Annotated in this window: 14 protein-coding genes; 4 read left to right on the forward strand and 10 right to left on the reverse strand. The window is 68.3% G+C overall.

The window, feature by feature from the left end:
- Nucleotides 1-4 precede the first annotated feature (4 nt).
- Both AC6EUH_RS07900 and clpS read right to left on the reverse strand, forming a co-directional pair.
- On the reverse strand, nt 5-571 hold the full coding sequence (locus AC6EUH_RS07900; protein ID WP_056426187.1) for a DUF2017 domain-containing protein: 567 nt from the start codon (nt 569-571) through the stop codon (nt 5-7).
- Entirely contained in the window at nt 564-932 is a 369-nt protein-coding gene (gene clpS, locus AC6EUH_RS07905) for an ATP-dependent Clp protease adapter ClpS (protein ID WP_056426183.1), read from the reverse strand. The genes AC6EUH_RS07900 and clpS overlap by 8 nt, the downstream gene beginning before the upstream one ends.
- Before the next feature lie 272 nt (nt 933-1,204).
- Here clpS and AC6EUH_RS07910 point away from each other — a divergent pair, with 272 nt between their 5' ends.
- From AC6EUH_RS07910 to AC6EUH_RS07920, 3 genes are all read left to right on the forward strand, one after another.
- Nucleotides 1,205-2,533, forward strand: a complete 1,329-nt coding sequence (locus AC6EUH_RS07910) for a nicotinate phosphoribosyltransferase (protein ID WP_235500095.1) — start codon at nt 1,205-1,207, stop codon at nt 2,531-2,533.
- Nucleotides 2,533-3,234, forward strand: coding sequence for an isochorismatase family protein (locus AC6EUH_RS07915; protein ID WP_499738298.1), 702 nt, complete (start codon nt 2,533-2,535; stop codon nt 3,232-3,234). Before AC6EUH_RS07910 ends, AC6EUH_RS07915 begins: the two co-directional genes overlap by 1 nt.
- Before the next feature lie 158 nt (nt 3,235-3,392).
- On the forward strand, nt 3,393-3,740 hold the full coding sequence (locus AC6EUH_RS07920; protein ID WP_056426177.1) for a hypothetical protein: 348 nt from the start codon (nt 3,393-3,395) through the stop codon (nt 3,738-3,740).
- Between the two features lie 97 nt (nt 3,741-3,837).
- Here the strand turns inward: AC6EUH_RS07920 and AC6EUH_RS07925 are convergent, their stop codons facing one another.
- The 8 genes from AC6EUH_RS07925 to AC6EUH_RS07960 all read right to left on the reverse strand — a co-directional run bounded on the left by AC6EUH_RS07925 (nt 3,838) and on the right by AC6EUH_RS07960 (nt 13,733).
- Complete coding sequence (locus AC6EUH_RS07925; protein WP_499738299.1) at nt 3,838-5,616, reverse strand: DEAD/DEAH box helicase; 1,779 nt, start codon at nt 5,614-5,616, stop codon at nt 3,838-3,840.
- 211 nt (nt 5,617-5,827) lie between these two features.
- Nucleotides 5,828-6,136 (reverse strand): DUF3039 domain-containing protein, encoded by a 309-nt coding sequence (locus tag AC6EUH_RS07930; protein WP_395940323.1) that lies wholly within the window; start codon nt 6,134-6,136, stop codon nt 5,828-5,830.
- A gap of 112 nt (nt 6,137-6,248) precedes the next feature.
- On the reverse strand, nt 6,249-7,031 hold the full coding sequence (gene nagB, locus AC6EUH_RS07935; protein ID WP_056426167.1) for a glucosamine-6-phosphate deaminase: 783 nt from the start codon (nt 7,029-7,031) through the stop codon (nt 6,249-6,251).
- 116 nt (nt 7,032-7,147) lie between these two features.
- Entirely contained in the window at nt 7,148-8,719 is a 1,572-nt protein-coding gene (locus tag AC6EUH_RS07940) for a transporter (RefSeq protein ID WP_499738300.1), read from the reverse strand.
- Nucleotides 8,701-9,507, reverse strand: coding sequence for an ABC transporter ATP-binding protein (locus AC6EUH_RS07945; RefSeq protein ID WP_056426160.1), 807 nt, complete (start codon nt 9,505-9,507; stop codon nt 8,701-8,703). The genes AC6EUH_RS07940 and AC6EUH_RS07945 overlap by 19 nt, the downstream gene beginning before the upstream one ends.
- A 104-nt stretch (nt 9,508-9,611) precedes the next feature.
- Nucleotides 9,612-10,712 (reverse strand): NADH:flavin oxidoreductase/NADH oxidase, encoded by a 1,101-nt coding sequence (locus AC6EUH_RS07950; RefSeq protein ID WP_499738301.1) that lies wholly within the window; start codon nt 10,710-10,712, stop codon nt 9,612-9,614.
- Nucleotides 10,712-11,713, reverse strand: a complete 1,002-nt coding sequence (locus AC6EUH_RS07955; protein ID WP_056426155.1) for a tetratricopeptide repeat protein — start codon at nt 11,711-11,713, stop codon at nt 10,712-10,714. The genes AC6EUH_RS07950 and AC6EUH_RS07955 overlap by 1 nt, the downstream gene beginning before the upstream one ends.
- 115 nt (nt 11,714-11,828) lie before the next feature.
- Nucleotides 11,829-13,733 carry a hypothetical protein gene (locus tag AC6EUH_RS07960; RefSeq protein ID WP_499738302.1) on the reverse strand — a complete coding sequence of 635 codons (1,905 nt, stop codon included), beginning with the start codon at nt 13,731-13,733 and terminating at the stop codon, nt 11,829-11,831.
- Nucleotides 13,734-14,062: 329 nt separating this feature from the next.
- Here AC6EUH_RS07960 and AC6EUH_RS07965 point away from each other — a divergent pair, with 329 nt between their 5' ends.
- Nucleotides 14,063-15,235, forward strand: coding sequence for an AI-2E family transporter (locus tag AC6EUH_RS07965; protein ID WP_156367503.1), 1,173 nt, complete (start codon nt 14,063-14,065; stop codon nt 15,233-15,235).
- Nucleotides 15,236-15,276 lie beyond the last annotated feature (41 nt).

A 15,276-nucleotide genomic window follows, 5' to 3' on the forward strand; every position in this document is an offset into this window, starting at 1 on the left:
CGGTTCAGCCGCGTGTCTCCAGCGACTGCAGCATCGCCTGGACCAGGGATTCCTGGAGCCAGGTGGTGAAGTTGTACACGAGGGCCAGGTAGCTTTCGACGTCTTCGGCCTGGGACCAGTCCTGCATCAGGTGCACGTGCCCGGCGTCCTCGTCGTCGCGGATGTCCAGGCGTTCGGCCAGCACCAGCCGGACATCGTTGAGCGCCATGGACCAGTGCCGCGCGTCGTCGGGGGTGAGGACCAGATCGTCCTTGTCCAGTCCGAGGGACGCGGCTTTCAGCGCGCCGATCTTGCTCTCCCGCAGGGAGCGCTCGGTGTACCGGCGGAACTCCAGCGAGGCAGCGGCGTCGTTCTTCGAGACGCTGGGCAGCAGGCGCCGCAGGGCCCGGTCCGAGGGTTCGCGGGCCTCGGCGTCGAGTCCCACCAGCGCGGCGAGGGGGTCCTGGTTGGCGCGTTCCTCGGGCTCCAGCATGGACACAACGTCGTCGAAGAGGCTGCGCAGCAGTTCCCGCTCGGCCGGTTCCAGGTAGCCGGTGATGCCCTTGATGCCGTATTTGAATGCCTTAGCCACGTTTTCCCTTGCCCTTGCCCGATCCCTTGCCGTCGCCGCCGCCGGTGGCTTGTTCCACCGTGGCCCAGAGACCGTAGCCATGCATCGCTACTGCGTGCTGCTCCACCTGCTCCTTGCTGCCGTGCGCCACGATGGAGCGGCCCTTCTTGTGGACTTCCAGCATGAGCTTGTTGGCCTTGGCCTCGGAGTAGCCGAAGTAGCTCCGGAACACGTAGCTCACATAGCTCATCAGGTTCACCGGATCGTTCCAGATCACCAGGTTCCACGGGATGTCAGGGGCAGAAAGGACATCGGTCGACGTCACTGTTCCGGTCTGGGTGCTCTCCTGGGTGTCAGGGCCGAGCGCAACGCTAAGGGTCATCTGTCCATTCTATGGGGAGGATGCGCCCACGCCGGCGATGGCCCCGCGGCGAAGCGAAGCGAGACGTGGGAGCCGGTGGGTGGGCCCACGCCGGCGATGGCCCCGCGGCGAAGCGAAGCGAGACGTGGGAGCCTGTGGATGCGCCCACGCCGGCGATGGCCCCGCGGCGAAGCGAAGCGAGACGTGGGAGCCGGTGGATGCGCCCACGCCGGCGATGGCCCCGCGGCGAAGCGAAGCGAGACGTGGGAGCCGGTGGGGACTAGAGTGAATTCGTGAGTACCTCAGCTGGCTGGGACCGTCCCCGCACGTCCCTGTACACCGATCATTACGAGCTGACCATGCTTCAGGCCGCGCTGCATTCCGGCGCCGCCCACCGCAGGTCCGTGTTCGAGGCCTTCGCCCGGCGTCTGCCGGACGGGCGCCGCTACGGCATTGTGGGCGGCACGGGCCGGCTGCTGGAGGGCCTCGCGGACTTCCGGTTCGGCGACGTCGAAATCGACTTCCTCCGCCGCACCAATGTGGTCAACGAGGAGACCCTGGAGTACCTGGCCGGGTTCTCCTTCTCCGGCGACATCTGGGGCTATGCCGAGGGCGAAGCGTACTTCCCGAACTCCCCCATCCTGATCGTCGAGTCCACCTTCGCCGAGGCCTGCATCCTCGAGACCTACCTCCTCTCCATCCTCAACCACGACAGCGCGATCGCCTCGGCGGCTTCCCGCATGATCACCGCGGCCGGCAGCCGCCCCTGCGTGGAGATGGGCTCCCGCCGCACCCAGGAGGAATCGGCCGTCGCCGCCGCCCGCGCCGCCATCATCGCCGGCTTCGACAGCACCTCGAACCTGGAGTCCGGCCTGCGCTACGGGCTCAAGACTGTGGGCACGGCCGCGCATTCCTTCACCCTCCTGCACGACTCCGAGCGCGAGGCTTTCGAGGCGCAGATCGCCTCCATGGGCGCGGGCACGGCCCTGCTGGTGGACACGTACGACGTCGAGGCGGCTGTCCGCACCGCCGTCGAACTGGCCGGCGACAAGCTCGGTGCGGTGCGCCTCGACTCCGGCGACCTTGTGGCGCAGGCGCAATGGGTACGCCAGCTCCTGGACGATCTGGGCAACGAGCGGACCCGCATCATCGTCACGTCCGACCTGGACGAATTCGCCATCGCCGCCCTGCAGTCCGCGCCGGTGGATTCCTACGGCGTCGGCACGTCCCTCGTGACCGGTTCCGGCGCCCCGACGGCCAGCATGGTCTACAAGCTGGTCAGCCGCACCGACGACGACGGCGAATTCGAACCCGTGGCCAAGGCCGCCAAAAACAAGACCAGCAAGGGAGGGCGCAAGTACGCGCTGCGCAAGCTCAACGAGCGCGGCACAGCCACCCAGGAAATTGTCGGAATCGGGCACCGCCCGGAGGACGACGGCAACGACCGTCCCCTGCTGCAGCAGTTCGTCAAGAACGGCGAACTCCTGCCCGGCTGGACCGGCGCGGAGGGTGTGCTGCGCGCGCGCCAGCGCCACGCGGACACCATGAAGGAGCTTCCCGCTGTCGTCAACCGGCTGCAGCGCGGCGAAGCAGCCATCCCCACCATCTACGAGGAGAACTGATGTCCCGCGCCCTGATCATCGTCGACGTCCAGAACGATTTCTGCGAAGGAGGCTCCCTGCCCGTCGAAGGCGGGGCGGAGCTCGCCGGCGCCATCAGCGAATACGTCGACGCCCACCACGGACAGTTTGACCACATCGTGGCGACCCAGGACTGGCACATTTCCCCGGGCGCGCACTTCTCGGAAGACCCGGACTTCGTCGACAGCTGGCCGACGCACTGCGTCGCAGGAACCCGCGGCGCCGAGCTCCACCCGGATCTCGACACCGAATACATCCAGGCCTACTTCCGCAAGGGCCAGTTCACCGCGGCCTACTCGGGCTTCGAGGGGCTGCTGGCCCCGGACGACGCCGTGCCCACCGGTGACCGGAAACCCGGCGCCATGCCGGCCTCCGGCACCGCTGCCGGCAGCAGCGCCGCCGGCAGCAGCGAATCCGACGGCTCCGACGACGGCGAGGCTCTTGCCGGCGACTTCGCCGCCGGCGAGGACGCGATCGGGCTGGACGACTGGCTGCAGAGCCACGACGTCGAGGACGTAGTGGTTGTCGGAATCGCCACCGACCATTGCGTTAAGGCGACTGCCCTGGACGGGGTGCAGGCCGGGTACTCCGTGACCGTGCTTCGCGATCTCACCGTCGGGGTGGCCGAGGATCTCGACGACGCCATTGCCGAAATGGAACTCGGCGGGGTCGACATCGCCTGAGCGGCGCGCGGGCCGGCCCGGCCGCGTATCGTCCTGTTTGTGTCGGCGCCTGTTTGTGTCGGCGTTCCGACGGACGCTGGCCGCAACATCCGCACCGCCGCAGTAGACTCGAAATCCTTGCCAATATCGTCTGACCAGTAAGAACCCCGGAGTACATCATGAAGAAGACCCTTACCGTCCTGATCGCTGCCGGGGCCCTGCTCGGTGCCGCCGGCTGCTCGGCCCCGCAAGACACCACCGAGGAAACCTGCGCCCGGATCCAGACCGTCGGCGCGGGGCCCACGTCCGCGGCGGACAAGGCCGGCATGATCCGCCTCGCCAACCGGCTCCGGCCCATCGAGGCCGCCGCGTCGGGAGAGATCCAGGCTCCGCTGCACTCCATCATCGAATACCTGGACGCGTCGGCCCAGGAGAACCCGGACTCCGCCAAGCTGGAGGAGCTGCAGGGGTCCTACACCGCTGCGGGCCAGAAGCTGAGCGCGCTCTGCGGCGCCGGCGGCCAGTAGCGTCGTACCTGCAGCCGCGAAGAGCTGTCAAAAAAGGACCGGGAAACCCCGGTCCTTTTTTGTGCTATTTGTGCCTGTTTCTTTGGGCCTGCGGCCGTTACTTCCGGCCGATGAACCAGTCCTGGAGCTTCCGCAGCCGGGTCTGCAGCTGTTCCTCGTTGGCCTGCGCCACGGCCGGGCCGCCACAGACCGTCCTGAGCTTCGTGTGGATGACGCCGTGCGGCGTGCCGGTGCGCGCGGACCAGGCGGCGACGTTCTTCGCCAGTTCGGTGCGCAGGTCCATCAGCATGCGGTGGTCCGGCACGGCGGGTACGGCCGCGGCACCCTGCGGCGCGCGCGCGTTCTTGCGGTTGAGCTGCTCGTGCTGGCGCTGCCGCAGCAGCGTGCCCACCTGTTCGGCGTCGAGCAGGCCTGGAATGCCGAGGAAGTCGAGCTCGTCCTCCGAGCCCACCTCGCCGCCGGTGCCGAACTCGCCGCCGTCGAACAGCACACGGTCAAAGGAGGCCTGCGAATCCAGCGCCTCGAACTTCCCCTTGGTCAGCGAATCGGAGGCTTTTTCCTCGCGGTTCGCCTCGTCCATCAGCGAGTCCTCCGGGTTGAAGAGGCCGTCGCCGTCCTCCTTCTCCGGGCGGTCCAGGGCATGGTCGCGCTCGGCCTCCATGGAGTTCGCCAGTGCCATCAGCTGCGGCACGGACGGCAGGAACACCGATGCCGTTTCTCCGCGTTTCCGCGCGCGCACAAAGCGCCCGACGGCCTGGGCGAAGAACAGCGGCGTGGCCGTGGAGGTCGCGTAGACGCCGACGGAGAGCCGGGGGACGTCAACGCCTTCGGAAACCATACGCACGGCCACCATCCAGCGCTTCTCGCTGGCGGTGAACTCCTCGATCTTGCTGGAGGCCTTCGCGTCGTCGGAGAGGATCACCGTGGGCGACTCGCCCGTGATCCTCTTCAGCTGTCCGGCGTAGGCCCGCGCGTCCTCGTGGTCGGTCGCGATGACCAGCCCGCCGGCGTCGGGAACGGTCCGTCGCACCTCGCTGAGGCGCTTGTCCGCCCCTGCGAGCACAGCGGGAATCCATTCGCCCGCAGGGTTCAGCGCGGTCCGCCAGGCCTGGGACGTGACGTCCTTGGTGACGGCCGCTTCGCCGAGTGAGGCCGCCATCTCCTCGCCGCCGCTGGTGCGCCAGCGCATCTGCCCGGAGTAGGCCATGAACATCACGGGACGGACCACGTGGTCCCGGAGCGCCTTGCCGTAGCCGTAGGTGTAGTCGGCCTTGGAACGCCGGATCCCGTCCCGGTCCTCAGCGTATTCCACGAACGGGATCGGCGACGTGTCGGACCGGAACGGCGTACCCGTCAGCGAGAGCCGCCGCGCTGCGGGTTCGAACGCCTCGCGGAGCCCGTCGCCCCACGACAAGGCCTCGCCGCCGTGGTGGATTTCGTCGAGGATGACCAGCGTGCGGGCGGCCTCGGTCTTGGCCCGGTGCAGCATCGGTTTGCTCGCCACCTGCGCGTAGGTGACAGCGACGCCGATGAAGCCGCGGCCGTGCTGGCCGTCGGCGTTTTTGAAGTTCGGATCGATGGCGATGCCCACCCTGGCGGCAGCATCAGCCCACTGGCGCTTCAAGTGGTCCGTGGGCGCCACGATGGTGACGCGGTTGACGATGTTGGCCTCGATCAGCATGGAGGCCACCCGCAGCGCAAAGGTGGTCTTGCCGGCGCCGGGCGTGGCGACCGCCAGGAAATCCCGGGGATGCGTGGTGAAGTAACTGTCGAGGGCTTCCTGCTGCCAGGCACGGAGTTTCGGAGCGGTGCCCCAGGCTGCCCGCTCCGGATACGCGGGAGGCAGTACGGGACCGCCAAAGAGTGTCTCTGTCACCTAGGTGCCCTCCATTCCGCGTACTGCCGCCGCTGACGGAGAAACCCAATTAAGCACAAAAACACCAATCTTTTTCGGATGAACCGTGAGTTGCCACCGGCCAGCATGGACCGGGCATCATTCGCCGGGAGAACAGCACTCCCGGGGCAGGGCGGCGCGGCTGAGCGCGGAACGTGAGGAGCTGTTGCGCCCCCGCCGTGCTAGGGCCGCGCTACTTGTCGCCGGAGCCCTTGCCGCCGTCGTTGCCCGGGCGGAGGCCGTCGTAGACCTCTTTGCATTCGGGGCAGACCGGGAACTTCTTCGGATCGCGGCCCGGCGTCCAGACCTTGCCGCACAGCGCGATGACGGGTTCACCGGACAGCGCGGATTCCATGATCTTTTCCTTGCGCACGTAGTGCGAGAAGCGTTCCCGGTCACCGGGTTCAACCTCCTGGCGCAGTTCCTCGCGCTCGATAGTGGCCGTGGACGTCCCCGCTCCGGAGAGCTCGCGCATCGGGTCGTTTTCGAGAGGATCGGTCATGCTGTTCATGAGATCCATCTTAGCCGCTGGATCGGACAGAACGGCGCCGGCAGGGCGGAGGCCCGACGGCGTCAGGGCTGCGGCTGGGCGCCAATACAGGGCGGCTACAGCCCTACAGCCCCTGCCACGACGGCTTGTTTTCGTAGCTGTGGCGGTAATAATCGGCGAGCCGCAGTGACGACGCCGCCGCTTCATCGACCAGGATCGTGGCGTGCGGATGCAGTTGCAGGACGGAGGCCGCGCAGATGGCGGCGACCGGCCCTTCCACGAGGTCGCGGACCGCCCGGGCCTTCTGCGCGCCGGTGGCAATGAGGATCACATGCCGGGCCTCCAGGATGGTTCCCAGTCCCTGCGTCACAACATGGTGCGGAACGTGGGACAGGCTTCCGAAAAACCGTGCGTTGTCCCGGCGTGTCTGCTCGATCAGGGTCTTGATCCGGGTCCGCGAGGCCAGGGATGAGCCGGGCTCGTTGAATCCGATGTGCCCGTCGGTACCCACTCCCAGCAGTTGCAGGTCCACTCCCCCGGCGCCGCGGATGGCGTCCTCATAGGCCTGGCAGGCTGCGGGGATGTCCGCGGCCGAGCCGTCCGGGCCGTGGACGTTTGTGGGGTCGATGTTCACCCGCTCGGTGAATTCGCGCCGGATCACCTCCCGGTAGGACTCCGGGTGGCCGGCCGGCAGCCCCACATATTCGTCCAGGGCAAAAGCCCGCACCTGGCTGAAGTCGAGTCCGTCCCGTTCGTGCCGCAGGACCAGCTCGTTGTAGACCGGCAGCGGTGATGAGCCGGTGGCGAGTCCCAGGACGGCGTCGGGTTTGCGCCGGAGCAGTTTCTCTATCGCGTCCGCCGCGAGGGCCGCGATCGGCTTAGTGCCGGACAGAATGACGACTTCCATGGCCCTGCCTTTACCTTTGCGTTGCCCTTCGCCTTAACTTCGCCGCTACCTCGCCGCATCCGTTGCCGGACGTCCCTTACTGGCAGGTTATCCCAGTCCGGTCCGCAGCGCCCGCGTCAGCGGTTGACGGCCAGCTGGGCCAGCAGCTCCGGCCCGCGGGCATCGAGCCACTTGCCGCCCAGCCGGACCCCGGCGGCCAACAACGCGAGCCCCAGGACCGGGCCCAACACCAGATTGATCCAGCCCGGCAGGGCGCTGCCGGTGACGAACTGTGCCGCCAGCAGTGCCGCCTCGGGGATGACCAGCACCAGGAGCACTCCCATGCCGCCGAACTGCACCGCCAGGGTCTGCGCCACATTGCCGGGCGGCTTCTTGAAGGGGCTGTCGCCGGGGAGCGGCACCGCGACGGTGTAGCGCGCCGAGACCACGGACGAAAGCCCGACCCCGCTGAACAGGACCCCGAGGGACAACCCGAGCACTCCGGGCAGGAGCTGCCAGTCCGCACCAAACAGGAACGGCAGGACGCTGAGCCCCACCACTACCGGCAGGGCGAAGACCAGGCACGCCACCGCGCGGCCGAGCCGGTCGTGGACCCCGCGCACGCCCGTGGCGACATGCAGCGCAAAGGCGGTGTTGTCATAGGACACGTCTGTCGAGATGGACCAGGCCAGCAGGAACGCGGTCAGCGGACCGACGAAGAGAAGCAGCCCGTAGGACCCCGTCTGCGTGGCTTGGAACAGGAACAGCACGGGCAGCAGCGGGACGACGACGAGGGAGCCGGAGTACCGGGGGTCCCGGAGCCAGTAGCTCAGGGACCGCGCCGCCACCGCGCCGGCAGGCGTCGCCGGGAACAGCCTGAAGAAACCCAGGCCGCCGGCCCTCTTTTTGGAGGTGCCGGCATAGGGCGTCGTCACGAGCGCCCGCTGCAGGAGGAGCTTCCAGCACAGCGCGAGTCCGGCGAGGGTGGCCAGGGCGATCAGGAACTTCAGGCCTGCAGCGCCATAGCTCCCCACGGCAAGCTCGCCGCCGAGGGACCACGCGGCCCCGGCCGGGGTCCAAGACAGCGTGCGGGCCAGCGCGGCCAGGAAGTCCCCGGATCCGGCAATCCCTTCGGCGACGCCTGTCACGATCGGGCCCATCAAGACGAGGGGAATCAGGAAGACCACAGCGCTGGCGTCCTTGAAGCGGCGGGAACTCGCAAGCCCCGCCGTGGCAGTGGTGACCACTTTGGACAGCACAATGCAGCTGAGCACACCGAGGACCGCCCCCACCAGCGCGCCCGCTGCGGCGGGGAGGCTCCGAGACCAGGTCCCGACGGTGCCGAGTGCCACCAGGGCGGTCGCCGTGCCCGGGATGCCGATCAGCCCGCCGAGTGCCAGCCCGGTCAGCAACTGCGGCATCGGCACGGCGAAGGTGGTGAACCGGGCCGGGTCCAGTGTCATATCGGCGGCCGCGGCCGCGACCGGAATAACCGCCCAGCCCAGCAGCGCCGCGGCGCCGCCCAGGACCACCACCGTCTGCGCCAGCCCGGCGTCCTGTCCGCGGAGCACCAGGAGCCCCGCGATGGCGAGCCCTACGAGTCCCAGCGCATACAGCACGCCGATGCCGAGACCCACCAGCTGCCAAGGGCTGCGCCGGACACTATTGCGCAGCAGGGTCAGCTTGAGCCTTAGAAGGTGCGCAACCATTCCAGCCCTTCCGTGTGGTTGCGGCCGCCGACTAGCTGGACGAAGCGGTCTTCGAGGGACGCGCCCGCGCGGACCTCGTCGACCGTCCCGGCGGCCAGCAGCCGTCCGGCCGCCACGACGGCGACGTGGTCGCACATCCGCTGGACGAGGTCCATCACGTGGCTGGAGACGATGACAGTGCCGCCGGAAGCCACGTAGCGGTCCAGGATGTCGCGGATGTTGGCGGCGGACACCGGGTCCACGGATTCGAACGGCTCGTCGAGCACCAGCAGCCGGGGCGCGTGGATGAGCGCCGAGGCGAGGGCGATCTTCTTGGTCATGCCGGCGGAGTAGTCCACTACCAGTGTGCCGGCGTCGGGGCCCAGGTCCAGGGCAGCGAGCAGTTCCGCCACGCGTCCGGACACAACGTCCTTATCCATGCCGCGCAGCAGCCCGGCGTAGGTCACCAACTGCTCGCCGGTCAGCCGGTCAAAGAGCCGTACGCCGTCCGGCAGTATGCCCATCAGCTTCTTGGCTTCCAGCGGCTGCCGCCATACATCGACGCCGTGCACGAACGCCGTGCCGAAGTCGGGCCGCAGCAATCCCGTGGCCATCGACAGTGTGGTGGTTTTGCCGGCGCCGTTCGGGCCGACGATCCCGAAAAAGGATCCCGCCGGAACGTCCAGGCTGAGGCCGTCGACGGCGATCTTCCCGCCAAAGCGTTTGGCCAGCCCGCGCAGGGACAGGGCCGGGACCGGCGGGGGCGGCTGGTTTTCAGGGGCATGCGGACCCGGTTGCTGAAAAGTCATGTCGTCAGACTAACCGCCCTATGGCGCGGAACGGATCGTCCGCAAGGCGTACCCCTGCGGGCGGACCTTACTCTCCCTGCGGGAGGGCCTGCGAGAAGGCCCTGCTAGAAGGAGTGGCGGGGAATCGCACGTTCGTACTGCGGCGGCCAGGCCAGCTCATGGCCCAGCTCGAACGCAGCGCGCAGCCACCAGTGTGGATCGCGGAGGGCGGCGCGGGCGATGAAGACCCCGTCGGCCTGGCCGGTGGCAACGGCATGCTCGGCTTGACCGGCCGACGTCAGCAGCCCCACAGTGCCGGTCCTGACCCCGGTTTCACGCCGGATGCGCGCGGCGAAGCCGGTCTGGTAGCCGGGTCCCGCGGGGATCTGCTGCCATGCCACGGCGCCGCCGCTGGAGACGTCCACGAGGTCCACTCCGTGTTCCGAGGCTGCCTTGGCCATCCGGACCGAGGCTTCCGCATCGATGCCGCCCTCGGCCCAGTCCGAGGCGGAGATGCGCAGGAGCAGCGGCATGGAGTCGGGGATGACGTCCCGCACGGCATCCACCACGGCGAGGGTCAGCCTGTTCCGGCCGGCCTCGTCGCCGCCCCAGCGGTCTGTGCGGTCGTTGACGAGGGGACTCTGGAACTGGTGCAGGAGGTAGCCGTGGGCGCCGTGGATTTCGATCGTGTCGAAACCGGCGCCGACCGCCCGTTCCGCCGCAGCGGCGAAATCGGCGATCACGCCGTCGATCTCGTCCTCCGTCATTGCCGAGGGCGCGTCGTAGCCGTCAAAGGCTGAGGTGCCGGGACCCACGGTGGGCCAGCCGCCGTCGGCGGCAGCCACCGTACCTTTCTGTCCGGAGAACGGCCAGTACGACGACGCCTTCCGGCCTGCGTGCGCCAGCTGGGTGCCGATCTTGGCCTCTGCGGCTCCGTGCCGGTGGACGAAGGCCGTGATCCGCTCCCAGGCCGCAGCCTGGTGGTCGTTGTAGAGTCCGGCGTCACGCGGGCTGATCCGTCCGGCGGCGTTGACGGCGGCCGCCTCGGTAAGGATCAGTGCTGCACCCCCGGTGGCGAACGAGCCCAGATGCATCAGGTGCCAGTCGGTGGGGACCCCTTCCCCGGTTTCGGGCTCGCAGCTGTACTGGCACATCGGCGACACCCAGCCGCGGTGCTGAAGGTGCAGGGAGCGCAGTTCCAGCGGCGTAAAAAGCGCCGACCCCATCAGAAGAGGACCCGGGCCAGGTTCTGGCGCGCTTTTGCCACGCGGTCATCGGTGGCGCCGACGACGTCGAACAGTTCCAGCAGCCTGACCCGGGCCGTTTCCCGCTCCGGGCCGAAGTTCCTGCCAATGAACGCGACGATCCGGCCCAGTCCGTCCTCGACGTGTCCGCCGGCGACGTCCAGGTCGGCCACGCCGAGCTGGGCCTCAAGGTTGTCCGGCTCGTCGGCGGCGAGCTGGCGCAACGCGTCAGTGTCCGCGGCGGAGAGCGGCTGGAGCCGGCCCATCAGCTCCACCTGGGCGAGCCCGGCCTTGGCTTCGGCGTCGGCGGGCATTTCCAGCAGGGCCTGGCGGTACGCGTCCGCGGCCGCTGCGTAGTCCCCGGCTTCGATCGCGTCAAACGCCTTCTGGTGCAAAGGAGGCAGCGGCGGAGCCTCGGGGCCGTCCGCGGCGGGTCCGCCCGCACCGATCCGTCCGGTGACGCCGTTGGCTGAGGCCACCTTGAGCAGTTCATCGAACAGGCTGCGGACCTGCGGTTCCTCGGCTCCGCCTTGGAACAGGGGCACCGGCTGGCCCTTGACCAACGCCACGGCGGTGGGAACGGCCTGCACCTGGAACGCCTGGGCGAGCTGCGGGAACACCTCGACGTCGGCGGCACCGAGGACCAGCCGGCCGTCGTAGCTGTCCACGATCCGCTCGAGGACGTCGACCAGTTCGGCGGAGCCGGGCGAGTAGGCCGCCCAAAGCGCGACGACGACAGGAACCTGGGCCGACAGCTCAACGAGTTCCTGGAAATTGGCTTCGGTGATGTCCACCCGGAGCGGACGGCCGGCGTGGTCCTCGTCCCCGTTGCCCGCGGCCGGGGATCCCGGTGTGCCCGCCGTGCCTGAGGCGGCCGGCGGCGCGACGGGCCGCTGTTTGAGGGAGGACAGGTCGACGGCGCCCCGCAGGTTGAGCGGGTTGGCAGCAGCGGGCGGGACCGGGCGGGAGGCTGGCGAAGTCATGGTTCCACTCTAGCCATACCGGCCCCTCCCGGTGCCACTTGAACGAGCCCGGACAGCAGAAAGGACCCGGCCAGCGGGCCGGGTCCTTTCTGTATCTACTGGTACCCCTGCGGTCCTACTTGAAGCTGGCCCCGACGAGGCCGCGGGTGGCGGCAACAAGTTTCATCGGGTCCGACGAGCCTGCCGGCGGGATGTAGACAGCGGCGGATTCGGCGAATTTCAGCACCATGCCGGTGCTTGTCTCCTTGCCGCCCGCGAGGGCCGCAGCGTCGTCGCCGATGGTCAGCTTGTCGCCGGAGGCCTTGGGCGTGCCGTCGAACGAGAAGTCCAGTCGGCCCAGGGCCAGGGCCCCGCCGTCGGCGGTCCGGAAGACCACAACGCTCTCCGGAACCAGTTTGTGGCTGAAGGCGAATTTGCCGTTGACGCCGGACTTCACCACATCGGCCTGGTAGGCGAGGGTGTCCGCGATGTACGGCGAGGACTTACCTTCCGCGAGCTTGTCCTTGAACTTGGACCCGGCGGAATTCAGCCGGTCACCCAACCCGGTCAGCGCTTCCTGGCCGCTGTAGAGGAGACCGGTTTTGTCCGTCGGTGCCAGTGTCCCGGTGCCGTCGCGCTCGATCCCAGGGAAGGTGGTGCCGGGCTGGAGCGGGGTGGTAAGGACCAGCTTGTAGTTCTCCCGCGGGGAGGCCTGGGTCAGGGTGAGCAGCTGCGGAACAACATTGCCCTCGCCCTGGGTCACCGCCATGACCTTGCGCGGCCAGGCGCGGTCCTCGGTGACCACCGTGGTGAGGAGCTTGGTGGCGCGGACCGGCATCCGGGGCTCGTACGAGCCGACGCGGGAGCGGATCTTGTAGTTCTGCGAGCGGACTTCGAGCTCAGGACCGGCGACGCGGGGCTTCAGCTTGTTGGCGTCCTTGGCCGCGTCTCCGGCGTCGGACGCGCTGGCAACCTGCTCCAGGATGCGGCGGAACTGGGTATCGAGCAGCACCGGGGATGCCGATGCCGGCTCTGCGCTGGCCGAGGCCTCGCCCGGTGTCGGGGCGGGCGTCTGGCTGGCCTGTGCGGCCACTCCGCTGCCTGCGACGGCGGTGGCGGTCAGCACGGCGACGACCGCTCCGGAGCGCCGCAGCCGCTGCGCGGCGGTCAGCGGTGCGGCGGAGGACTTCTCGGCGGTGTTCGTGGGGGCCGCGTTCGTCGGGGCGGTGTTCGTGGGGGTTGCGCCCTTGGCGTCAGCACCCTTCGCATCAGCCGCCGGCGATCCGACAACGGGCACCGCGGACGTGGCTTCGGCGGACTTCCGGGCCTCGCTGCGGGCCGCGGCCTTGGCCTGCGCACGGCGGGCAAAGCTGCTGCCGCCGTCCGAATCACCGGTTGAACCGCCGTCGGCGCCGGGACGCGCACCGGACTTGGACTTGGGCTTGAGCACCATCAGGGCGATGCCGGCCAGGATCAGCAGGCCGCCCAGGACCATCAGCGGGATGGCCCACGGAGTGGAGGTGTCGTTCGGGAAGGTCATGGTGATCGAGGTGGGGGCCGGCTTGGTGCCGTCCGTTGCGAGCAGCAGCGACCAGTCTCCGTCGGCCGGTGCGTTCCAGTTGTACGTCAGCTCTCCGCTGGCGTTCTCTGTGCTGACCCAGAGATCGGAACCTGCCGGTGAGGGTGAGGCGGCTTCACCTTCCGCGTGCGTCAACTGCAGCGCCTTGCCGTCCTCGGAGACGCCCGAGACCGTGTTGTGCGCGGTCTTTCCGACCCAGGCGTCAACGTCGTCCGGACGGCCCGCGGCCAGCATAAAGCTGCCCTCCCCCTTGACCGTGATGGTCACCGTGCCGTCGCGCATGGTGCGCAGCTTCTCGTCAAAAACGGTCAGCGGAGCAGCGGTGGCACCCTCGGGTGCGGTGGCGGTCACGGTCTCGGCCGGAGCCCAGAAAGTCTTCTGGCCGACTCCTGCCAGCAGTGTCAGGAGGCCGAGCAGCACTAATGCAACTGCAGTCTTGAAACGCAAAATATTACCTATCATCAGCGGACACGTAGCTTCAATAGTAACCGTTTTGTTACCACCGAGTCAGATCGAGGCTGTTGTCAACCCCCTCCGGGCCACCCGCCGGAGCCGCCTGACCCCTCCAAAACAAGCCTGCTGATAGTGTTTGCGGTGATCATCACACAGGGGCCGCCGCGGCGTCTCCGCCGGGGATATACAGAGATTAAAGGGCTTTCAACGCAGTGACTGGACACACGGACTCGTCCCCCTCAGGACCGGAAGAAGACCTGGAATCCGGCAGCACGGCGGGAAGTCCGCAGGAGCAGGTTTCCCCTCGCCGCGCCGCCCTGGCCGGAGTGCTGAGTTCGATGGCGCACCGGCTTCGCCAGCCTCTTCCCGGAGCGCAGCCACGGCTCCGCTTTGAGATGCCGCCGGAACAGGAAAACGACCCGACGACGCCGGAGACGGAGACGGGCACCCGCTTCGGCAACCCCGGCCCGCGGATGTCCTCCCAGCACCCCCTCTACGTCGGCTTCATGGGGACGGTCGGCGTCGGCGTTGCCCTGCTGGTCTACTGGATCGGCTCCAACACGACGCAGCTGATTCTCTGGATCGTAGCGGCGCTGTTCATCGCCTTGGGCCTGGACCCGGTGGTGCGCTGGCTCGAAGGAAAGAAGGTCCCCCGCGCCGCAGGCATCGTGATTGCCGTCGCCAGCCTGGCCCTGGGTGTCGCCGCCTTCTTCGCCACGCTGATCCCGACGATCGTGCAGCAGGTCACCCAGATCGTCGAGGAGGCGCCGCGCTGGATCACGGAGTTCATCAACTCTGATTTCTTCCGCAGCATCGACAACCAGTACGGCGTGCGGGAACGCATCTCCCAGGAGCTGGAGAAGTTCGTCAATGATCCCGCGGCGATGGGCGGCATCTTCGGCGGGGTGGTCGGGTTCGGCTCCACCGTGGCGAACGGCCTGTTCGGCGCCCTGATCGTGCTGGTCCTGAGCCTCTACTTCCTGGCCGCCCTGCCGGCCATGAAGAAGTGGGGCTACCGCCTGGCCCCGCGGTCCCGCCGGGCCAGGGTTGAGGCCCTGTCCGAGGAGATCACCGGTTCCGTGGGCAATTACGTGATCGGCCAGGCCGTCGTTGCGCTGGTGAACGCGACTTTCGCGTTCATCGTGATGTCGATTGTGGGCGTCCCGTTCGCCGTCCTGCTGGCCTTTGTGGTGGCCCTGCTGGCATTCATTCCCCTGGTCGGCGGCCTGATCGCCGGTGTCATCGTCACGCTGATCGCGCTCACTGCAGGCTGGCAGACGGCAGTGGTCTACGCCGTCTGCTATTTCGCCTACCTGCAGTTCGAGGCGTATTTCATCTCCCCGCGCATCATGCAGAAGGCCGTCGCGGTTCCCGGCGCCGTCGCCGTCATCTCGGTGATCGCCGGCGGCAGCCTGCTCGGCGTGCTCGGCGCGCTCATCGCGATCCCCACCGCCGCCGCCATCATGCTGTTGGTCAAGGAAATCTTCATCGTCCGCCAGGACAACCACTAACATTTTCCGCTACGGAAAAGGACAGCCGCTGCGTGGATCCA

The organism is Arthrobacter sp. 001422645, assembly GCF_059816125.1.